Here is a 22,443-nt window from a genome sequence, read left to right as displayed (position 1 = left end):
GTTAGTAAATTGAACAGTTACGTGTCAGCGTGATTATAATTAATTCGAAATAAAGAAAAATCAATACAATTTTGTAGTTAGTTACAACTTTCTCATGAGTTTTTACGGGATGTCCACCTTTGTACTATCGGCCACCTGCGACCGGTTCCAAAGGATTTGGAAGACAATTTCAATATAGGTACAGCCTGATTTCGTTTAAATTCGTTCATATCAACCATTCGGACTACCCTCTGCACATTATCCGCATCATGTCCCGCAGATATTATATCCTTTACGCCCTGTTGCAGCTCAATATAACGGTACAGTATGTCGTCCAGAATGTCATACCCGGGCAGTGTATCAGAATCTTTCTGTCCGGGACGCAATTCTGCACTGGGCTCTTTTTCAATGACAGCTGCCGGAATCACTTCCTTTTCATAAAAGACCTCATTGAGCCATGCTGAGAGGGCATATACTTCCGTTTTATACAAGTCACCAATCAGAGAAAGTGCACCGTTCATATCACCATACAGTGTGGCATATCCTACTGCATACTCCGACTTGTTGCCGGTAGCCAGAAGAAAAGCGTTAAACTTGTTTGAATAGGCCATCAGCAGTGCACCCCGTATTCTGCTCTGAAGGTTCTCCTCAGCCACGCCAAATGATGTTCCTTCAAACAGAGGATCCAGAACAGAGCGATGTTCCTTAAAAAGCGTGCCGATTGGCACATTGTGTAGAGTTATTCCAAGATTATGAGCCAGTTCCTCAGAGTGCGTTACACTGCCCTCGCTGGAAAATTCACTCGGCATTGTAATCGCTGTAACATGTTCGGGCCCCAATATTTCTGCAGCCAGAGTGCAAACAAGTGCAGAATCTATACCGCCGCTCAAGCCAAGCACAACATCTCCTGTAACGCCTGTTTTCCCAAGATAGTCGGACAAACCGCATCGGATGGCTTCAAACTGCCTGGCCGGACCCGAAGCCGGATACACGTCAATCTTTTTACTTTTCTCCAAAGCCTTTACACTGTTTTCTCCCTCCGACACATTCCACTTCACGTCTGTGTATCCTGCAGAGAATGAGCCGACTGCAGCAATCACGGAAGCATCGCTGTCGATAATCATGGAGTCACCATCGAAAATGAGTTCGGTATTGGCGCCGGTTTGGTTGCTGTAAAAAAGAGGAATTCCAAGCCTTTTCACATGATTTTTAAGCATATTCACCCGGTTCTCATGCTTCCTGTTTGTATAGGGTGATGCAGAAATGTTGACAATTGCCCGGGCACCCATTTTTTTAAGCTCCATGGCGGGATCTATCGGGTAGGTATGGTACTGTATTTCATTTTCATTGTACCAGATATCCTCGCATACCGTCACACCCAGCCTTAGCCCGTCAAGCTCCATACAGCTTAACGTGCCTGCGGGTTCGAAATACCGCAAGTCATCAAATACATCATATGTGGGTAAAAGGCTTTTATGCACAGTTTGTATCAGTTTTCCGTTTTTTGAGAGCAATGCTGAGTTAAACATTTTCCTTCCAAGTCCGGCATTCGGCGTGATCGAACCAAACAGAATAGCCGTCGATTTTGTGGCCGAAATAATTTCTTCATTTACACGATAACAGGCCTGCCTGAAGGTGTCGCTCTCCAGCAGGTCATGCACCGGATACGCCGTTACAACCAGCTCCGGAAGGATCAGAAGGTTTATACCATCCTTTTCTGCCTTTCTTAGCGACTTCAGAATAAGATCTTTGTTTCCTTCCAGATCTCCGGCTATCGGATTCAGCTGCTCAACCCTTACCTTCATGTCACTGCTTCTGAAAAACTCTTTTTCCGGCAACCCATGTTTCATTCACTTCTGTTTGCCAGATTTGAGAAGCTTCCACTTCAAAAAAGTCACGATCAATTAAAATAAAATCTGCCCATTTGCCGGGCTCGAGTGTTCCAAGAACCTCTTCCTGGTGGGCTGAATAGGCCGCATCAATCGTGAAAGCGCGGATTGTTTCAATACGGCTCATGCGCTGTTCACTGTACCAGCCTCCGGGAGGCATGCCTTCATGATCTTGCCGGGTTACGGCAGAATAGAGGCCATAAAACGGATTCACATCCTCCACAGGAAAATCGGAACCCGCTGCAATCACCGTGCCCTGATCCAGAAAGGTCTGCCAGGCGTAGGCGCCGCGAATCCTGTCTGGCCCCACCCTGTCTTCTGCCATATTCATATCGCTGGTGGCATGTGTAGGCTGCATGGATGCAATTAAATTTAAATCCACAAATCTGGGAATATCATCAAGGGCAACAATCTGCGCATGCTCAACCCTGTGGCGCAGATCTGCCTGGCCGTCCAGCTCGTTATTGATGTACTCAAAACCGTCAAGTACCTGTCGGTTGGCTGCGTCACCGATCGCATGGATATTCATCTGAAACCCGGCTGATGCGCCCTTCAAAAGCATAGCATTCAGATCCTCCTGATCAAAGAAGAGCAGACCTTTGTTGCCCGGGTCATCGTGATAATCCTCCAGAAGAGCCGCCCCCCTGCTGCCCAGCGCGCCATCTGCTGATATTTTCACACTGCGCATGGAGAGCATATCATCTGCGTAACTTTTTATCGGGCCTTTTGCCGCCATCACATCAAATTCATCTCCGGTTCCGGCTGCCATGACATAAATTCTTGTAATAAGAGTGCCGTTATCAGCATACTCTTTGTACATCTCCCAGGTTTCATTATTGGTTCTGGCATCGTGCACGCTTGTCAGACCATGACGGGCCATTTTTTCAAGGGCAAGCTCAAAAGCACGGCGTTTTTCGGCAGCGGTGCGCGGCGGGATCTCACTCCCGATGTACCCCATTGCCGTATCAATAAAGATGCCTGTTGCCTTCCCATTTTCATCACGGCGTATAACGCCCCCCTGCAGGTCGGGTGTATCGTCGTCGATTCCCGCTAGCTCCATGGCCTTGCTGTTCGCCCATGCGGCATGTCCATCCACTCTTCTGAGGAAAACGGGGCGATCGGGGACAATCCTGTCTAGATCTTCGGCAGTTGGAAACTCATTTTCTTCCCACAATACCTGGTTCCAGCCACGGCCCAGTATCCATTCCAGGTCGGGATTATCTTCCGCGTACTGGCGGATCTTCTCCAGCGTTTCATCCAATGAGTCTATTCCCTGCACATTAACATCCAACTCCTGAAAACCAAGGTTCATTACGTGGGTATGTGCATCTATCAGTCCCGGAAGCATGGTTTGTCCGGCTCCGTTGATTTGCTCATAATCGGAAAATTGCTCCTGCAGGGCCGTAGCCGCTCCTGTTTCAACCACTCGGCCGTCCTTTACGGCAATGGCGTCAAATTGTACTAAATCCCCGCCGGATAAAGTGTATCCGTTTATATTATGCATCACAAATGCGTTATCCTCCTGCGTGCATGCAGAGAAAAGCAAAGTGACAGTGAGCAGTATAAATCCTGTTTTTTTCATGATATTCTATTACGTGAAGGAGGTGGTTAAAGAGTTTCTGTTACAGGAACTTACGGTTGTTATAAAAGCAACCGGATTACGTAGTATTTCTTACTGTTCGGAACCGGGTTATACCGTGATTTTCCAGTCTTTGATTTTTGATTTCTTCAATCAAAAAACGCGGGTGTACATTCCAGCCCGAAAGGTATTTATACGGTGCAAACAGGGCATCCAGAATATCCTGATTTTCCTTTTGCCTCTCCGGATCACTGCCGGTTTTCAGGCGCCCGTTAAATTGATTCACAATGTAATAAAACTCAACGGCATGGAATGGCGGCTGAATAAATTCATGTATGTACCTGAGCCTTACATCACTGATTTGCAGTCGGGTTTCCTCAAACACTTCCCGCGCAAGGGTTTCATCTAGCGACTCACCCAGTTCCACACCGCCTCCGGGCGGAATCCAGACAGGTTCGTTCATGGTAGGCACATTCTGTTTTACCAACAGAATCGATTCATTCTGAATCAGCAATCCACAGGTTCGCAGTCTGACCCTGCCGGAGTATTGCGATCCCGTTTTCATTATGCGATCTGTTCTGCACCGGCGCTTTCGGTAATTCCGGCCTTTTGCAGGGAAGCTTTTACAAATGATGTGAAAAGCGGATGCGGATCATATACGGTGCTGCGTAATTCAGGGTGAAACTGAACCCCTACAAACCAGGGATGATCAGAAATTTCAATCATCTCCACAAGATTTCGCTCCGGATTCACACCCGAAATAACCAGTCCTTTTTTATTCAGCTCATCACGAAGATCGTTATTAAGCTCAAACCGGTGGCGGTGCCGTTCAAAAATATGCTCTTTTTGATACGCTTCGTGTGCTCGCGTACTCTCTGTGATATCACATGCATATCTTCCGAGCCGCATCGTTCCGCCTTTGTCTTCCACGTCACGCTGATCGGGCATCAGGTCAATAACCGGATAATCGTTGTTCTCATCAAATTCGGTGCTGTTTGCCCCTTCCATTCCGGCCACATTGCGCGCAAATTCAATCACAGCACACTGCATACCCAGACAAATACCAAAAAACGGGATATCATTATTACGGGCATGCTTTACGGCTGCAAGTTTTCCTTCAATCCCCCTGCCTCCAAAACCTGGCGCTACCAGCACACCTGAAACACCGTTAAGTTTTGTTGCCACATTCGATTCTGTAATATAATCCGACTGAATCCACTGAATATCGACACCCGTATTGTTCATGGCTCCGCCGTGGATCAAAGCCTCCACAATGGATTTGTAGGCATCGTGATGCTCAACATATTTCCCAACCAGCGCAATTTTGATTCTGTGGGCCGGGCGTTTCACTCGCTCAACAAAATCACACCATTTTTTCAAATCGGCATTCTTGGCCGGAAGGTCCAGCTTCTCTATCACCCTGGCGTCGAGACCCTCTTCCTGCATCAGCAAAGGCACTTCATAAATGGATTCCGCATCCAGCGATGCGATCACATCATCTATTTCAACATTGCAGAACTGGGCAATTTTTGAACGGATGGATTTATCCAGCGGATACTCCGATCTGCAGACAAGGATATCCGGATTTACTCCGCTCTCCGAAAGTGTTTTAACCGAATGCTGGGTCGGCTTTGTTTTCAGCTCTCCGGCAGCAGCAAGATAAGGTACCAGTGTAAGATGGATCGACAGCGTATTTTTTCTGCCAACTTCATAGCGAAGCTGCCTCATAGCTTCAATGTAGGGCAGGCTTTCAATATCCCCAACCGTGCCACCGATCTCTGTAATAACAATGTCGTAATCACTCGACTGGCCCAGCTTCAGCACATGCGATTTAATCTCATCGGTTATGTGGGGGATAACCTGAACCGTTTTGCCCAGATAAGCTCCGCGGCGTTCTTTCGTGATGACATCAAAATAAATTCGCCCGGTGGTTACATTATTCGTCTGGGAAGTGCGGATATCCAAAAATCGCTCATAGTGGCCAAGATCCAGATCTGTTTCAGCTCCATCATCCGTTACATACACTTCCCCATGCTCGTATGGATTCATGGTACCTGGATCCACATTGATGTAGGGGTCCAGTTTCTGTATGGTAACCCGCAGTCCGCGCGCCACAAGTAATCTGCCAAGAGATGCACAAATAATTCCTTTACCGAGAGAAGACGTTACCCCGCCTGTAACAAAGATGTATTTTGTAGCCATGAAGTTGTGGACATTGTTTCGGGAAAACTGAAAATAGGGGGCTCCTCAATGGCATTCAAACAAAATGAGAATTCTTCTTAACTTTTTTCTCATTGGCCGTGCTTATTGGGTGAAAATTATGAATTCATTGTTAAAACCACTTCCCGCAGCAAAGAGGGTTTATCTGTAAATATGCCCTTTACGCCATGCTGGATCAGTTTTTTCATTCTTCTTCTTCGGTTTACCGTGTAGACCATCACAGGGATATCACGATCTGCGGCCTTACTGATCATCTTTTTTGTGGTTCTGCGTTTTTTCGTGTGAAGTGAAACGGCACCGGTCCGAAGGCATGCTTCTATGGGCCTTAACCCGGCTGAAGCCCTTTTATCATAAAGCAACCCCGTAGCAACAGCTGGAGCTTTTTTACGGCACTGCCTGATACATTCGGTGCTGAATGATGAAATAAGCACCGAGTGCTGCATTGCATACCTGTCAATCAGGCTTAGCGTTCTGCTCAGTATGTTTGCCGGGTCGTCTTGATTAAACCCTTCCGGTTTAATTTCAATATTCAGCAGTACCTTCCCTTTTGACCAGGCCAGCAGTTCGTTAAGAGTTGGAATCGGTTCGGACCCATACCCACTATTCTTCATAAGCTGTATATGCATACGTGCTATCTCCTCTGAGTGAAGATTACGTATATCAGCTTTAATACCGGTGAGACGTTTTGTTCTGGTATCGTGAATTACAATTGGCACTCCGTCTGAACTCGGCAGAATGTCAATTTCGATCATATCCGCACCCTGTTTCAAGGCTAACTCGAATGCCGCCATCGTATTTTCAGGAGCTTCCGCGCTGGCTCCGCGGTGTGCTACTGCCAGGAAAGAGTGGTGGGAAGGTTTTAAAATCTGTTTCAGAACCACGCAATCAGAAATTAAGGAGAACCGACGGTGGGTCCACAATTAGGTTTTGATAAAACTCCGGACTCAGTCTGAAGACTTAAGATATTCCCGAAGTTCCCTGATCTGCCTTACCTGGAAATGTATAAGCCCCATATTTACAACAAACAAAAGTGACAGCGGATAGTAGAAAAGCGGGTGCAGATCGTAGCTGCCCGTGAAGTACATGTAGGTCAGTACAACTACAACAAATGCGTTAATTGAAAATTGAAGCCATTTAAGCTTTACTTTTTTTTGAAGCTCATGAAGCTTTTCCGTCACGGGTAAATCTGATTTGCCGCGCAGATGGATGTGAGCATACGTTTGCAGCCTTTCTTCATCTTCAGCACTATACTGCATATACCAGCTTTCTTTACTCAGTTTTGAGCATTGATTACCCGCTTGATAGCCTGATTAATCAATGAATCAAATGTTCCTTTGCTTGACAGTGCATGATAGACCAAAAAGACCCCTGCCATACTGGAAACGCTTCCAATCAGACTGAAAAAAGCAGAAAGCCATAATGGTGTAATGAGCCCGAGTATCGATACGGCAACGAGCGACATTCCTACTGTAATCTGAAGTACGCCTGCGAACATCGGAATCAAAAAATTGCTTCCGCCCGAAATTAAACGGGACTTTCGCACAGTCATTTTACTATCAGAATTACCCCGGTCGTCTCTTACCCCATCGACGCCAGAACGAATATGTTTTGAATCGTCGATCATATGCTTATTCTTAGTATTAAGAGAACACGCTCTTATTATACAAACTGAAACCGATTATCAAAATTTTTGCGTGTAATTTGTGGGAAATTCTAATCAATACATCTACGGCAGGAAGCCTGTAGAGGAACTGTTACAACATTCACCTGAAAAAGTAGAAAAGGTTTACCTCAGGAAAAACCTGCATGGTTCTGTTACAGGATCAATCACCGAGCTGTGTTCAAAAAACCGGATCCCCGTTACAGACGTTCCGGGTAAAAAGCTTTTTGAGATGGTGGGAAGTGTAAACGATCAGGGGGTTGTTGCCGCAATAAGCAGTGCAGAATATGTGGAGTTCGAAGCCTGGCTCGATGCTCTTCAGCCGCATTCAGATACGGCCGTTCTGATTCTGGATGAAATTGAAGATCCGCACAATTTTGGAGCGATCCTGCGAACAGCTGCTGCAACAGGCATAGAAGCCGTAATCGTACCCAAGCACCGGCAGGCACCTGTAAATGCAACCGTTTTTAAAACAAGCGCGGGTACCGCGGGCAGAATACCCATTGTAAGGGCTGTAAATCTGAACAGGGCTATCCTGGATTTGAAAGATAAATCATTCTGGGTCGCCGGACTTGATCAGCAAAGTGAAACAAGCATCTGGAATCAGACATTTGATGTTCCCATGGCGTTTGTGATCGGAAATGAGGGAAAGGGAATGCGTCAGAAAACCGGAGAGCACTGTGACTTTCTCTTATCCGTACCCATGCATAACAACGTGGAATCCCTGAATGCATCGGTTAGCGCAGCCATAGTGTGCTATGAATGGCTTCGCCAAAAGAATACACAAACGTCCTGATCCTAAAAAAAAGCCCCTCTATTGATAAAGGGGCTTTTGCATTTGGATAGTGATTCGAGTAACAGGCTGATTACTCCACAGTGTGTGAGGATAGTGAAATTCTGGCCTGGTCCTGGCCCATTACAACGCTTCGCGTTTCATAGGCAATGGCAACGCCGTCGTTTACTTTCCAGTCATCGAAATACATCCGGATCTCCATGTCGGTTCCCGTCTGAGGATTTATCATGGCGTATTGGAGCATCGTTGGCAGTGCACTATCTGTATCAACATGAATGGTCATGTCTCGCGGTCCTTTCAGATTGAGTTTTGCAACCTCGTTTTCCTCCACCGTCTCTATACCTTCGAGTGCCGGAGTATACTCATCTTCGTTAATTATCACATTCAGATAGTGAACATAGTATTCAGCAAGCTGCTGTCGCACCTGGGCTGGCGGAAGGGGTACTTCCTGTCCGCCCATCTTCAGTACACCCGAATTACCCTGAACATCGAGGGTGATATCGCCCTGAGGCGTGTTTTTCATCTCAATCAGAAAAATTTCCTCACTAAAGTTCAGTGTTTCAGTGCGGTCTATTGTCATTGTCATGGGCATCGACATCTCAACTTTGCCTTCCTGCTTAAGCGTGATGTCGGTACCGGCATCCACCAGAATGGAATTTTTCATTCGTTCAAACCACTCTCTCCCGGCTTCAATATCACCGGCAATCTCCTCTGCGGCAGGCGCCTCTTCGGTTCTGCGTATGGTAATATCCAGCTCCTGTACATCTCCAAAGCGGTTTAACTGATCACCGATTTCAGACCCGTTACCCACAACCAGAATCCGCATCTGATCAGGACGCATATACTCGCGGGCTACGCGCTGAATATCCTCAGGCGTCAGTGTTCTCAGCTCCTCGATATACCGGTCGAAAGCATCCAGCGGCAAACCCAGATACTCGTTGGACATTCTTTGACTGAGAACACTTCTGCGGCTATTGTTTCTGAACACCAGTGAATTCAGGATGGATTCGCGTGTGTCGTCAAGCTCCTGCTGACTTACCGGTTCCTCCTGAAGCTTTTCCATCTCACGACGTACAGCTTCGATCGCTTCGGCAGTAGAACTGCTTTGGGTAAACAAACCCGCATAAAACTGGCCGGGATAGAGTGCGCTGCTCCCGTAAGCTCCAAAAACAGCATAGGCCAGTCCCTGGTCTGAACGCACATTCTGAAAAAGCCTGCCTGAAAATCCTCCGCTGAGCACTTCATTCATAGCCTGAAGCGCTGCATAATCCGGGTTATCACGCATCCCGCCGATATGCCCCATGAGAATCACGGACTGATTGACGTCCTCCTTGTCTACAAAATAGATAGATGAATCAAATTCATAATCCACATCAGGTATATCGAGTTCATTTTGTTCACCGGCAGGAATGGCTGAAAAGACCTCTTCCAGGGTTGTCTTCATCTGCTCTGTATCAAAATCCCCGACGAGGCCAATCATCATGTTCTCACCTGTGAATGCTTCACTGTGGAATGCAAGCAGATCATCGCGGGTAATGGCATCAAGAGTCCAGTGTTCCACCTGTCGTCCCTGAAGTGATTCCTCGCCGTAGATCAGTTTCTCAAATTCCCTGAACCCGATCTGTTGCGCGTCATCATTTCTGCGGGCTATGGATGAACGCCTTTGTGTAATAGCGAGATCAATTTTTTCCTGCGGCATCAGAGGATTCATCATCACATCCAAGAGCACCGGCAACAGATCGTTGAAATCATCTTTCAATGCATTCAGGTTTGCCGAACCGTTGGTAAAACCCATTCCAAATTCGATCCGCGCTGCTTTATCCTCTAAAAGCTGATTCAATTCATTTTCAGGATAGGCCTCTGATCCGCCGTTTCTCATCACACTGGTCATCACTGACGCCATTCCAACCTTGTCAGCCGGCTCCATGAATGATCCGGCCCGTACGATCATATTGAGGTTGATGAGCGGCACTTCATTATCCTCAACAAGGTAAAATTTAATGCCGTTATCCAGTTCAAACGTCTCGATTTCGGGCACGATGTATGAATTAAGTTCCGGATAGTCCAGGGACTCCGGATTCACCGCTTCGCTTTCGCCATTTTGTTCGGAAGCCATCTCCTGAGTGGCACATGCAGTCAGCATTGCTGCAAGCACTGCCAGAAACAGATATTTTTTCATTGAAATCATTGTCTGATGCGTTTTATAAGTTCTAAAATTAATTTGCGGCTACGTCTTCATTTTGTTCAGTGACGATCATTCCTACCGTACGATTACTCTTCTTGAGGTACTGCTCAGCCACTCTCTGTATGTCGTTAGCGGTTACATCGGAAAGCCGGTCGAGGTTGGTAAATGCCGTCCGCCAGTCACCGCCGTTTATGTGTGCACTGGCCAGGGTTTGTGCAATTCCCGAATTGGATGTCAGAGTGCGAACAAGGCCGGCCCGTGCATTGGTTCGGGCACGGTTCAGCTCCTCTTCCGTTACGCCTTCTTCAACAATTTTCCTGAGCTCTTCACGGAGAGTCTCTTCAACGGTTTCCATCTCCACACCCTGATTGGGGATCACATAAATCAAAAACATTCCCGGATACTTGCTCCCCGGATAGCCATTCAATGAACTTGCCTGAAGAGCAGATTGATCATCCACAACCATCCTCTTGTATAGCCTGGAGGTCCGGCCGGAAGTCATGATATTGCTGAGCAGGTTCAGCGCCTGAAAATCAGGATGCTGATTGTTGACCGTATGATATCCCTCAATATAAATAGGCTGCGACCGCTCCTCTATAACAAACCGCCTCTCGCCTCTTTGCTCGGGTTCCTCAACCCTTACTTCCGGTGCCGGATCCCTGTACTGCAAGTCGGAAAAATATTTATCCGCCAGCCTGCGCATTTCCATGGGATCCACGTCGCCTACAACTGCAATAGTGAAATTGGAAGGTGAATAATGACGGTCATTGAAGTCCCACGCATCTGCAATGGTTGTATTGCGAATATCGGACGGCCAGCCTATCACCGGATTTTTATAGGGATGTGCTGAAAACGCGGTTGCGGCAAACTCTTCCAGCAGGCGGCCGAACGGGTTGGAGTCGGTCCTCATTCTTCTCTCCTCATATATCACATCTTTCTCCGTATAGAACTCCCTCATCACCGGATTTTTAAAGCGGTCGGCCTCCAGCATGAACCACAGTTCAGCCTTGTTTTGGGGGAGACTGTAAAAATAACCCGTTAAGTCCGCAGAGGTAAATGCGTTCACGCCCACAGCTCCTTCCCTCTCAATGATCTGGGTGAATTCATTATTCACCACATATTCGCCCGCTTTTTCCTGAAGCTCTTCAAACCGGTTCCACAGTTCCTCAAGCTTTTGCTCGTCGGACTCAAGCTTGTTGTATTCATCAAGCCAGGCGGTATAGGCGTCGTCCATTTGATTGATATATTGAACCTCCTCTTCATAGTTGGTTGTACCGATCGTATGGCTGCCTTTAAAGACCATGTGCTCGAAGATGTGGGCAATGCCTGTACTGCCCACCGGTTCATTGGCCGATCCAACATCTACCAGCGTAAGAAAATGTGCAACCGGTGCCACACTTCGCTCTACGATAATGAAATGAAGGCCGTTATCGAGGGTAAACTCGGTAACTTTTTCTTCGTAAGTTGAAAGTTCCTGTGCGCTGACGGATGCGGAAATTGTCAGCACCAGGGTACAGACGGCCAGAATAGATTTAATGCATGCTCTCATCGTATCATTTTTGCTTTGTCTTGCGGTTAGGTGATTTACAAATGGGGTAACGTCCTGATATGGTCATCATTTTGTGTGCCTAAAGCTTGTTTTTTCCTCTATTTCCACAATTAGCTACCCAAAGATAAACCGACGGAAATAAGATGAATTTTTTAAATAAAAGCAACTGATCATATTGATTTTATGTGCAAATTATTGACTATATAAATAAAAAAGCCCCTGAAAGAGGGGCTTTTAAATTGTGATTACGGTGTGTGTGTTGCTGATACCTGAATCAGTCTTCAAACTCTTCATCAGAGGGGCGCACCGTAATTACAGGTATTTTTACATATTGAGCAACCTTCTCTGCCGTAGAACCAAGGATCAGGTGCGCAAAGCCGCTGTGGCCGTGCGTTGCCATAATGAGTATGTCGGCTTCCTCGGATGCATAGTTCTCAATCTCGTAATGTGCCGAAACACCTTTTTCGATCCTTGTAAAGAAAGGAATTGACCGGCTTTGTTCACCTTCGGAAATCACTACTTCATCCTCAAACGTGATACCCGTGCGCTGTATGTGAATATTATCCAGCTCTTTCCTGGCCAGGTAGTCATTGATCCGTTCAATAATCGCTTCATAAATTGAGACATTCTCTCCCTTACCCGGGTCTCTGGGTATATCTTCTGAGGCACTTCCATAGAGTTCAATTACATGAAATAATGTCAAATGTGCGTCAAACGAATCAGCAAGTGCAGCTGCCAGCGGAAATGCAGCCAATGACAGCTCGGACGAGTCTGTGGTAAGAACAACATTGTCGACAGTGTTAAGGTCGAATCGGTCTCCAATCGAAAAGACGGGTATTTTGGATTTTCGAATAACACGCTCCGTTACCGAACCCCGCAGCATTTTGGTCTCATCTGCACCTCTCGATCCCATCAGAATGAGATCATAGTTGTGCTTGTTGGCAAATTCGACAATGGCCTCGGAAGGCTTTCGTTCAATTTTTACAAAATGATCGCCTTTGTTCTCCTTTCTGAGATATTGGTCCATCGCCCGCTCAATAGACCGTTCCGAATCATCAATAATTTTCGGATAGAGGTCTTTCTCCATATCAAGCGGAACACCCAATTTCTTAATGCTTTCGTTAAAATACTTGAGCGTGGGTATGATATGTATAAAATCGATGGTTGACCCGAACGTTTCGGCCACCGCCTGGGCCACGGGATATGCACGTTCAGAGCCTTTTGAAAAATCGGTAGGTACAAGAATTTTTTTAATGTCAACCATTTTCATGTCTCCGTATGTTTTACGTTGCCTATTACAAAGTAAGCAAATTGAATGCGATAATTAAACCAATCAGAACCATTATATATTCAGGAAATACCTGAAATACTCCTGCAACTTAACCCGATTCCGTGACCTTTCAGAAACACCAATAACACTAATTAACGTCACTTTTTTTTCTAAGGTAAGCGATTGCTCCGATTAGCAGAAAGCCGGCTGCTATCCCGCCAAGCCCCTCTGCTTTATTCACATTCTCATACCTGCCCCCGGCACCCCAGGGGAAAAACGGTTCGTTCTTCACCAATTTTCTGGACACCTTCTCTACCGTCACTTCTTCAGGCAGATTTCCGCTCTCGTAATCATCATTTTTCAATCTGAAATATTCAGGGCCTGCGGGTGGTTCATCCCTGGCAAGCAGCTCCGCCACTATAGGGTCGTCTGCCGGCACTGTTTCTGTACTGCGCACGCTTTCTGCATACTCTCTCTCCTGATACGGCCAGATTACATAGAGTGAGCCGACCAGAAAGCCGATCAAAACCAGAAGGGTTACCGAATAGTAGCGGTCCAGCAGCCAGGAAAGGAGCCGGGAAAACAGAACAATCCCAACCAGTGCACCCAAAACAAAGGGAATAAGGTTCAGCAGTGCCGTCACGGTTTGGCTGGAGCCGATTTCTCCCAATTGCGAGAGGATATAGTCATACTTTCTGAAAATGAGCAGGATGTATGAACCTGATATTCCGGGCAATATCATGGCACAGATCGCAATGGATCCACTTAAAAACACAAACAGGAATGTTTCCGGTGTATCGGCGGGCACAAGAGTCACTACCCAGAAACCTATCACGGTACCCGCCAAAAGCGGAAGAAGGCTTCTCCAGTTTCGGAAGGTGCTTTCAACCTCGGCATAGAGCAAAAAAACCGAACCCAGGATCAGCCCGAAAAACAATCCGTATACGATTTCGGGGTGGGTAAACATATATACCTGCAGGGGCACTACACGTGTAAAAAACACGATGGCTGAAAGAATACCGGTAAACAGCAGAAGCAGGAATTTCCAGTGAAAATTTTCGAAAACCACATCAAACCGCAGTTTAAGCGTATGCTTCAGCGTGGTCATATCCACACTTTTTATAGCATATATCAGCCTGTGATAAATGCCGGTAATGAGTGCAAGCGTACCGCCGCTCACGCCGGGTACAATATCGGCTGATCCCATCAGAAATCCCTTGATAATCAGGTAAGGAGTCTCCTTCCAAGACGTTCTGTCTTTCACAGTCTTGCCTGAGGATTCTTTTTGTTCAGATTGTACATTCATGAGGTTTTCAATTCCCCTTCAAAATTGGTTTTATCATATCATCCGTCAAAGGCAATCAGGTCCGTACGATTGCATCCTTCTGATAGAGTGCCATTGCCCTGATAAATGAACTTGCAGCACCCGCTGAGCATATCAGCATCACAGTAAGGATGGCTGATGATACGGCATACCTGCCTGAAAATACAGCATCGGTAAGCCAGCCGGTAACGGGCGGCCCCAGCCCAAAGCCCGCAATACTGATTACAAACAGGTATATCCCCCCTGTGAGAGCCCGCTGACCCGGATTTACATAGTATTGGATAAGAGCCGCCGCAACTCCGTTATAGGATGACGAAAAGAGCACACCGGTTCCTATCAGGAAAAATGCCATACCTGCATCTTCTGCAAATAGCCCGAACAGATAAAATGGCAGCCCCGCAAGCGCTGCAACCACCCCCATCCAATACCGTCTGGCGGCATTTTTTCGTGCCAGATAATCCGCGGTTTTCCCCGATATCATAACCATTGCGCCTACCCCAAACATAAACCAGCCGAATTGAGCAGTGAGGTCGGGCCGGCTATAAACATCATTGAAAATATTTCCCGCAAACCCAAGTATGGTATACCCGGTACATGCCAAAAACGAAAACCCTGCCAGGTGCCATCGTATGGACCGGTTACTCAATATGTTTTGGATCTCTTGCACCGTACTACCCATTTCCGGAGCATATTCTTTGGTTCGTTCGGGCTCTTTTATCAGAAACCAAACAATCGGAGCCAAAATCAGCCCCGGTACACCGGCGGCAATCATCGCGGTTTGCCAGTCATAATTAAGCGATATGGTACCCCCTGCGAGGAATGAGAGGCCAATACCGATAAAGATACCGCTCGCATATACTGAAAAAACGGTAGCCCGGTCCTTTTCGGAGAACCTGTCGGCCAGATAGCTGTATACTGCCGGACTCAGCATAGCCTGGCTTATCCCGACCAACAGCCGTGCCGTCACCAAAAATGTAAAAGAAGCTGCAAAACCACTCAGAACGGTCATAAGGCTCCATATGGCCAACCCGATGCAGATCATTACAATTCTGGATGTTTTATCGGCAATCCTTCCCATCGGTATACCGGCAAACGCGTAGATCACAGAGAAGACGGGCCCATACAGAAGCCCGATTTGAAAATTTGTAAGATTGAGTGAATCACGAATCTGAGTACCCAGAACCGCAATGATCTGCCTGTCCACAAAACTGAGGATATATACAATAGTCAGCAGAAAAACCGTACCCAGAGCGGTTTTTCGAATCATGGGTTTTCCCGGATTGTTGTGAGAGGTTTAGCGGATGAGTTTACGCATTCAATAATAGAATCAAAAATGGCAATCCCCCGCATTCAAGGATCGTTTGTGCTGTTGGTTCTTTATTCCGAAATTATCTCATCCTGTTATTTAATCATACATATTCTCAGTGAGTAAATTACCCCGTAAAACAAAAAAGCAGAAAGAGCGCGCAGCAGAAATTCTGGAAGAGCTCTACAAATACTATCCCGATCCGCACTGTGAGCTGAATCACAACAATCCTTTTGAGCTTCTTGTAGCCACAATACTGAGCGCTCAATGCACGGACGTTCGCGTAAACAAAGTTACACCGGCTCTTTTTAAAGCCTATCCCACACCCGAAGCGATGGCCGAAGCCCCTCTTGAAGAGCTGGAGGAGCTTGTTAAAACCACCGGATTCTATCGGAACAAAGCGCTATCTCTCAAAGAGGCTTCCAGAACACTGGTTGAGGAGTTTGGCAGTGAGGTACCTCAAACCATGGATGAGCTGCTTACGCTGCGGGGTGCCGCCCGAAAAACCGCAAATGTGGTCCTTGGCAATGCATTTGGTATCAACCACGGAGTAGTTGTGGATACACACGTAAAAAGAATTTCCAACCGGCTTGGGCTGACGCGGGAAAAGAAGAATACCAACAAGATAGAACGCGACCTTATGGCGCTTTTTCCCCGTGAAAGCTGGACCGATCTGTCGCACCTGATGATTCATCACGGCCGCAATGCATGCAAAGCACGTTTCTCTGAGCCACCGGATCATCCCATCTGTATCAAATACGGCAAGCGGTGCGAATGCTGGAAAATGAGAGGGCAAAAAAATGATAAATGAGACACTTCTGTTCGATTCACTCAGCTCACCCGTTCCGGAGCTTCGGCATGACCTCCAGGTCATTCCCGTACAGGACAACGGCAGGGAACTACTTTATTTTCACGATTCGATGGGCTATGCATCCCCGAATTTCGCCATCGACCGAAAAACCGAGCCGCTGTTGTCGCTTATAACGGGCCGGCACTCCATCAATCAGATCATCAGCGTACTCGACAGCAGCATTCAGCCATACGACTTGCTGGAGTTTGTTCAGATGCTGGATGAGCATCGTGTACTGAACACCCGGCATTACCATCTGTTTGCAAATCGCATTGAAAAAGATTTTGAATCCTCAACCGTACGAAAACCGGTACTCGCCGGGAGCAGCTACCCCGGGGAACCCGAAAAAATGGGTGAATTTATCGATGCCATGCTTTCAGACACCCAAACGAGCCAGCATAAGGCGGTAAAGGCGCTCTATGCGCCTCATATTGACTTGCGTGTAGGGGCGAAGCAGTATGCGGCGGCATTTCAATCCATCCGGCACCTTACACCCGGGCGTATTGTTCTGATCGGTACATCCCATTACGCAGGTTACTTTCCCGACCAATATGAAAATACTCCATTCATAGGATCGAATAAGCAGTTTTCAGTACCCGGACATTCTTTCGAAACAGACACAGACTTTATCCAAATGCTGGATGAACTGGACAGTTTTACACTGTCGGACAGAGCCCACCGGATTGAACACAGCCTGGAAACCCATCTGCTGTTTATATCCCGGCTGTGGAAACACGATTATACCGTTGTTCCGATCCTTGTTTCAGGATTCGACGAACTCTTTTACCATCCAGAGGGCGCGATGGCAACATCGGTGAAGTCATTTGCTGAAAAGCTCCGTGAACTGGATTCGGATGACACGTTTTATCTGATCAGCGGGGATCTGTCGCATGTTGGCAGGAAATTCGGCGATCCCTTCCCCGCCTCTGAACGAAGACAGGATGTGGAGGAGTTCGACAGGCATTTTATCAACTACGCGCTCAATGCAGATCACCGTGGCATTCTCAGTCATCTTTCCAAGGCGTATGATTCAACCCGAATATGCGGATACCCGCCCCTCTATTCCTTTTTAAGAGCATTTCCCGAGCTGAGGGGAACCGAACTCAATTACCACTGGTGGGATGAATCTGAAAGAGAAAGCGCCGTCAGTTTCGGCTCAATAGCCTATTAGGCTGTTTCCTTTTCGGTGATATATAGTGAAAAGAGAGTCACTCCAAAATAGAAAAAAGTATTTGCCTTACCCCCGTACTGGCCGGTAAGCCGCAGGCCATATGCGAGGATAACGAATAGAAAAAGAGAGATGATCAAGCCGAGGCGCAAGTACATCTTGTCGCTTGTTGCCAGCCACTCAAGCCTGAACAGGCTCAGCAAAAACAGGACAAAAATAAGGGTTTCAGCGACCGCAATAAGATAATATGGCAAGGCCAGCCCAAGGGGAAGGGCTGCCAGCCAGGTGGAGCCGAACTGTTGGATAAAAGCCTCCGGCACGCCGCCTGAATTCCACTTTACCAGTGACGCAAGGCCGAATGTAACCAGGAAAAGAGCCTGAATGGCGATGAATTTATAATCTGATGTGTCTGTTTTAAAAATGTCTTTATACATAGGTAACCGTTATTGAGGCACAATAACAGTTTTTACCGCTTTCGGGGTTCCTATAGTTTACCTATCAGGCTGCGGAACTTCAGCGCCCAGACTCGCCACACCGCCTCACGTACAATCGCTTTCGACATTTTGGACACCCCCTCTTCTCTCTCCCTGAAGATGATGGACACTTCGTCCAGTTTGAAGCCCGCTTTCCATGCGCGAAAATGAAGCTCAATCTGGAACGCATACCCGTTTGAATGAATGTTGTCGAGTGGTATGGCTTCCAACACGTTCCGGTGAATGCATTTAAATCCGGCCGTTGTGTCCTTGATCGGTATACCGGTAATAAATCTGGCGTACAGATTTGCACAATAGGATAATATGAGCCGCCGCAGGGGCCAGTTCACAATACTTATCCCGTTTGAGTAGCGGGACCCCACTGCGACGTCCGCTTCTCCACTCTTCACTTTGTCCACCAGCTTGGGAACATCATCCGGGTTATGGGAAAAGTCGGCATCCATCTCACAGATAAATGTATAACCCATTTCAAGTGCATAACGGAATCCCCGCACATAGGCGGAGCCCAGGCCCAGCTTTCCTTCTCGTTCAATCAGGTAAATACGCTCCGGATATACTTTCCCGACTTCTTTTACTAGATCTGCCGTTCCATCGGGAGATCCGTCGTCTACTATCAATACATCAACCGCTGGACTAAGAGCCATAAGCCTTTCAAGGAGCCGAATGATATTTTTCGACTCATTATAGGTCGGTATGATAACAAGTGTGTCGTTTTCCATCCGGTTTACTAGGTGTATTCAGGGTCTTGAAGACCGAATGCACGGTTTTGGTTGTTCAAACAGTTAATCAATCATTGGTTATATTCCTCAGTCCCCAACGTTGCTGCCCGGTATTGAATGGTAGCCCGAAAAATAAAACCTATCCACCTTTTAACATAGTTTAATTCATTGTATACGTTACGCAAGAAAGCAGCGCAGACTAAAGCACGCCTTGGTACCCTGCAAACCGATCACGGGGAGATTCAGACGCCCATTTTTATGCCTGTTGGAACGCTCGGATCTGTAAAGGCTGTGAGCCAGGATGATCTGGTAAATAAGATAAAGGCACAGATTATTCTGGGAAACACCTATCACCTCTATCTGAGACCTGGCAATGAGATCATGCAGGCTGCAGGCGGGCTGCACGGATTTATGGGGTGGGACAAGCCGATCCTGACCGATTCGGGGGGGTATCAGATCTTTTCGCTGTCGGATATACGTGATTTGAAAGAGAAGGGCGCCACCTTTCAGAGCCATCTAGACGGCTCGAAGCATCTATTTACACCCGAAAATGTGGTGGATACACAGCGCATTCTGGGGTCGGACATTATGATGATCCTGGATGAATGTCCGCCCTGGCCTGCCGAGTACGACTATGTGAAAGAGTCAATGGGCCTCACCCACCGCTGGGCCAAACGAGGAAGAGAGCATTTTTTGAAGACAGATCCGATCTACGGACACAAACAACACCAGTTCGGAATTGTACAGGGCGGGACCTATAAGGATCTGAGAAAAGAATCCTCCGAATTCATGGCCTCGCTCGATTTTGAGGGGCTGGCGATCGGCGGGCTGAGCGTGGGCGAGCCGACCGATATTATGTACGAAATCACCGATTTCAATACGGATCACCTGCCTGAAGATAAACCGAGGTACCTTATGGGTGTGGGCACCCCGGCGAACCTGATTCAATGCGTGGCCCTGGGTATCGACATGTTTGACTGCGTGATGCCGACCCGCAATGCACGGAACGGCACGATTTTTACACGCAACGGGAGGGTGAACGTGAGAAACGCGAAGTGGAAGCATCATCATAAACTGCTGGACCCGGATTTCCCGTCGGATTTATGCCGGCGTTACAACATGAGCTATATCCATCATCTCATCAAATCGGACGAAATCCTCGGCCTGGAGCTCACCTCCCTGCACAACCTCACCTTTTACCTATGGCTGATGGAGCAGATACGCGAACAGATAAAGAATGACACATTTCAAGAATGGTACCCAAGAATGATGGAGCAGGTGGAGCAGCGGATCTGAAACATTAGAAATTATAAGTTTCTGTTGCTCCTATTCATTTTTTTTTTCTAGAAATGTATCAAGTCTTATTGACTTTATATCTATTCCTAACATAATCTATACGCTATGAAGACACTATTAATAGTATTAATTACGATTGTAAGTGCATCCATTCCTTTAACCAGTAACAATACGTGATGCATCTTCAGAAAAGGAAGTAATAACCATGGAGATCATGGAAGAAGCCATATCGGTGGATCTGCCTGAAGCACCCTGCTCTGATACTGCAATGAACAGCTCTGAACTGTGCAGTTGTGTAGCAGCCGGAAATTGCAAATGGGATCCCTCAGCAAATGGTTGTTATATCATATTTTGCGATGGCCATGTAATAGATGAACCAGGATGGTATAAAGCGGCTAATGTTACCACAATAACTCAACCTTGCGAAGCAGGATAGGCCACCACATTTGTATGTTAAAAATGAAGCAATATGCTTTATTGGTATTCATTTACTGGCTTTGCGCCCTCACTCCTTGTGAGGGACAAAGCCGGGATTTTAACGAAACCGTCGAATTAAAGGCCATTCCATCACTGACCAATGCGTTTTGGCAGGTATCCAACATAGGTTATTCAGAAGGTTGGCTGTTTATTGAGGATCAGCTGACTGAGAACCTGATCAAAGTTTACGACGCCAGTACGGGTGAGAAAGTCTACGAATTCGGGAGAAAAGGGAGAGGGCCCGGAGAATTGGATGGCGTCTTCACGATACAGCGGTGGAGTGATCCGGGTTATATCGAAATATCAGATGTAAGCAACAAGAAAAATGATATCTACAATGTGGACTGCCTCAAGCAGAAACCGCCTGTTTTGCGAGCTCATACCTGTCTGGAGAAAAGTGTGCCCACTCTTGCAAGCCGTCAGGCGCTGATCATCAATAGCAACAATATAGTACTGAATCATGGGGCAACGGTTCAGGGCAACCTGTTTCTAAGCAGAGGCGGGCAAGCCACTCAACATCTTGTCGAAATTCCCCTCCCTGTTGCAGAAAAATATGCAAATCAGATGCATGCGGTCATAACCATGTCGGGACGGCTTGCAGCCAATCCCAATCGGACACGATTTGCCTATTTTGCAAATACGTTTGACTGGGCGCTGTTTTTTGAAAGAAACGGGGATGACCTGGAGCTGATCCATGAACATGGGTTTTCATACCTGCCTGAATTTAATGTCCGTAATAACGGTGTCTTCATACCATCTGAAGATTACAGGGCCGCCTACAGACATCCGGTATCCGGAAAAGAACATTACTTCGTGCTCTATTCAGGAAAAAACGCTGAAGAGGCGGAAGCGGAAGGAGTTTTGGCACCGCACTTTACCAATCGGTTGAAAGTTTTTGACTGGGAGGGAAATGAAGTGAGAGAGATCCAGTTAGACCGCGCCATCTCGATCTTTACCGTAAACCACGATGAGACCAAAATATACGGAGTCAACTTCAATGAAGATTTTGAAGCCACCGTATATGTCGGCGATTTAAAAGAGTAGCAGAATACTCTTCCATGTATACTCTTTTTTCTCGCAGATTTACGCAGAGTGATGCGCAGATGTCCGCTGAGTCTCAATATAAGGCTTTGAATAATCTGCGATCATCCGCGGCCCATCTGCGCGACTCTGCGAGAAACCCTTAAGGGCAGTAAATTGATGGGAAGAAGCCGGCCTGTACCCTGCACCCTGCACCCTGGTTCCTGAACATAAAAAAGCCTCCGTGCGCTGAGCGCAGGGAGGCTTTTGGAAAAAATAAGTGATGAGGCGACGACCTGCTCGGACTCCGCCGGCTGGCGGAAGTACCATCGGCGCTGCGGAGCTTATCCGCCGGGGGGCGGATCGGATGGGAACGGGTGGAAATAAAAAAAGGGTGAGGCAGACCATCTGCCCCAAAGGGATCGCTATGCGGCGTGACTCCGCGGGCCATCTGCGCGACTCTGCGAGAAACCCTTAAGGGCAGTAAATCGATGGGAAGAAGCCGGCCTGTCGTCTGCAGCTTGGCGGACGGGGCCCGTCTTGATGAGCCTGATCCAAAACAAAAAAAGCCTCCGTGCGCTGAGCGCAGGGAGGCTTTTGGAAAAAATAAGTGATGAGGCGACGACCTACTCTACCGCGAATGCAGTACCATCGGCGCTGCGGAG

19 protein-coding genes are annotated in these 22,443 nt (G+C 47.2%); 5 read left to right on the top strand and 14 right to left on the bottom strand.

Going from position 1 to position 22,443, the window contains the following annotated elements; translation table 11 throughout:
* Positions 1–92: 92 nt before the first annotated feature.
* The 7 genes from DDZ15_RS15585 to DDZ15_RS15555 form a co-directional block, all read right to left on the bottom strand.
* Positions 93–1,829 (bottom strand): NAD+ synthase, encoded by a 1,737-nt coding sequence (locus DDZ15_RS15585; protein ID WP_242979066.1) that lies wholly within the window; start codon positions 1,827–1,829, stop codon positions 93–95.
* The gene (locus DDZ15_RS15580; protein ID WP_109648056.1) at positions 1,786–3,450 is read right to left on the bottom strand and encodes an amidohydrolase; all 1,665 of its coding nucleotides are present in this window, start codon (positions 3,448–3,450) and stop codon (positions 1,786–1,788) included. Before DDZ15_RS15580 ends, DDZ15_RS15585 begins: the two co-directional genes overlap by 44 nt.
* Positions 3,451–3,526: 76 nt before the next feature.
* Complete coding sequence (locus tag DDZ15_RS15575; protein ID WP_109648055.1) at positions 3,527–4,012, bottom strand: NUDIX domain-containing protein; 486 nt, start codon at positions 4,010–4,012, stop codon at positions 3,527–3,529.
* A complete protein-coding gene (locus DDZ15_RS15570; protein WP_109648054.1) occupies positions 4,012–5,649 on the bottom strand; it encodes a CTP synthase in 1,638 nt (545 codons plus the stop codon). Before DDZ15_RS15570 ends, DDZ15_RS15575 begins: the two co-directional genes overlap by 1 nt.
* Before the next feature lie 116 nt (positions 5,650–5,765).
* Positions 5,766–6,548: a glycerophosphodiester phosphodiesterase gene (locus tag DDZ15_RS15565; RefSeq protein WP_146198618.1), complete on the bottom strand. Its 783-nt coding sequence runs from the start codon at positions 6,546–6,548 to the stop codon at positions 5,766–5,768.
* Positions 6,549–6,611: 63 nt separating this feature from the next.
* Positions 6,612–6,923: a hypothetical protein gene (locus DDZ15_RS15560; RefSeq protein ID WP_109648052.1), complete on the bottom strand. Its 312-nt coding sequence runs from the start codon at positions 6,921–6,923 to the stop codon at positions 6,612–6,614.
* Positions 6,924–6,940: 17 nt separating this feature from the next.
* On the bottom strand, positions 6,941–7,291 hold the full coding sequence (locus DDZ15_RS15555) for a hypothetical protein (protein ID WP_109648051.1): 351 nt from the start codon (positions 7,289–7,291) through the stop codon (positions 6,941–6,943).
* Between the two features lie 79 nt (positions 7,292–7,370).
* Here DDZ15_RS15555 and rlmB point away from each other — a divergent pair, with 79 nt between their 5' ends.
* A complete protein-coding gene (rlmB, locus tag DDZ15_RS15550; RefSeq protein WP_109648050.1) occupies positions 7,371–8,123 on the top strand; it encodes a 23S rRNA (guanosine(2251)-2'-O)-methyltransferase RlmB in 753 nt (250 codons plus the stop codon).
* Positions 8,124–8,193: 70 nt separating this feature from the next.
* On the opposite strand, the gene DDZ15_RS15545 is transcribed toward rlmB, so the two are convergent.
* The 5 genes from DDZ15_RS15545 to DDZ15_RS15525 all read right to left on the bottom strand — a co-directional run bounded on the left by DDZ15_RS15545 (position 8,194) and on the right by DDZ15_RS15525 (position 15,715).
* Positions 8,194–10,299 (bottom strand): insulinase family protein, encoded by a 2,106-nt coding sequence (locus tag DDZ15_RS15545; RefSeq protein ID WP_158278743.1) that lies wholly within the window; start codon positions 10,297–10,299, stop codon positions 8,194–8,196.
* Positions 10,300–10,336: 37 nt separating this feature from the next.
* Positions 10,337–11,854: a M16 family metallopeptidase gene (locus tag DDZ15_RS15540; RefSeq protein ID WP_109648048.1), complete on the bottom strand. Its 1,518-nt coding sequence runs from the start codon at positions 11,852–11,854 to the stop codon at positions 10,337–10,339.
* A gap of 274 nt (positions 11,855–12,128) precedes the next feature.
* Positions 12,129–13,124: a universal stress protein gene (locus DDZ15_RS15535; protein ID WP_109648047.1), complete on the bottom strand. Its 996-nt coding sequence runs from the start codon at positions 13,122–13,124 to the stop codon at positions 12,129–12,131.
* Positions 13,125–13,272: 148 nt separating this feature from the next.
* Positions 13,273–14,430 carry a DUF368 domain-containing protein gene (locus tag DDZ15_RS15530; protein WP_109648046.1) on the bottom strand — a complete coding sequence of 386 codons (1,158 nt, stop codon included), beginning with the start codon at positions 14,428–14,430 and terminating at the stop codon, positions 13,273–13,275.
* A gap of 55 nt (positions 14,431–14,485) precedes the next feature.
* Positions 14,486–15,715, bottom strand: a complete 1,230-nt coding sequence (locus DDZ15_RS15525) for a spinster family MFS transporter (protein ID WP_109648045.1) — start codon at positions 15,713–15,715, stop codon at positions 14,486–14,488.
* A 157-nt stretch (positions 15,716–15,872) separates the two neighbouring features.
* Between DDZ15_RS15525 and nth the strand changes: the two genes are divergently transcribed.
* Positions 15,873–16,565: an endonuclease III gene (nth, locus tag DDZ15_RS15520; RefSeq protein WP_242979065.1), complete on the top strand. Its 693-nt coding sequence runs from the start codon at positions 15,873–15,875 to the stop codon at positions 16,563–16,565.
* A complete protein-coding gene (amrB, locus tag DDZ15_RS15515) occupies positions 16,555–17,775 on the top strand; it encodes an AmmeMemoRadiSam system protein B (protein ID WP_109648043.1) in 1,221 nt (406 codons plus the stop codon). Before nth ends, amrB begins: the two co-directional genes overlap by 11 nt.
* Here amrB and DDZ15_RS15510 read toward each other — a convergent pair.
* Both DDZ15_RS15510 and DDZ15_RS15505 read right to left on the bottom strand, forming a co-directional pair.
* On the bottom strand, positions 17,772–18,206 hold the full coding sequence (locus tag DDZ15_RS15510; RefSeq protein WP_109648042.1) for a hypothetical protein: 435 nt from the start codon (positions 18,204–18,206) through the stop codon (positions 17,772–17,774). The genes amrB and DDZ15_RS15510 overlap by 4 nt on opposite strands.
* 50 nt (positions 18,207–18,256) lie before the next feature.
* The gene (locus DDZ15_RS15505) at positions 18,257–18,985 is read right to left on the bottom strand and encodes a polyprenol monophosphomannose synthase (RefSeq protein WP_109648041.1); all 729 of its coding nucleotides are present in this window, start codon (positions 18,983–18,985) and stop codon (positions 18,257–18,259) included.
* A 168-nt stretch (positions 18,986–19,153) separates the two neighbouring features.
* On the opposite strand from DDZ15_RS15505, the gene tgt reads away from it, so the two are divergent.
* Together tgt and DDZ15_RS15495 are read left to right on the top strand one after the other, a co-directional pair.
* Positions 19,154–20,281, top strand: coding sequence for a tRNA guanosine(34) transglycosylase Tgt (gene tgt / locus DDZ15_RS15500; RefSeq protein ID WP_109648040.1), 1,128 nt, complete (start codon positions 19,154–19,156; stop codon positions 20,279–20,281).
* Positions 20,282–20,740: 459 nt separating this feature from the next.
* A complete protein-coding gene (locus tag DDZ15_RS15495; protein ID WP_158278742.1) occupies positions 20,741–21,802 on the top strand; it encodes a BF3164 family lipoprotein in 1,062 nt (353 codons plus the stop codon).
* Positions 21,803–22,443: the final 641 nt, after the last annotated feature.

Source organism: Rhodohalobacter mucosus (assembly GCF_003150675.1).
In the GTDB taxonomy this organism is placed as follows: domain Bacteria; phylum Bacteroidota; class Rhodothermia; order Balneolales; family Balneolaceae; genus Rhodohalobacter; species Rhodohalobacter mucosus.
This window is presented reverse-complemented; position numbering and strand designations above follow the sequence as displayed.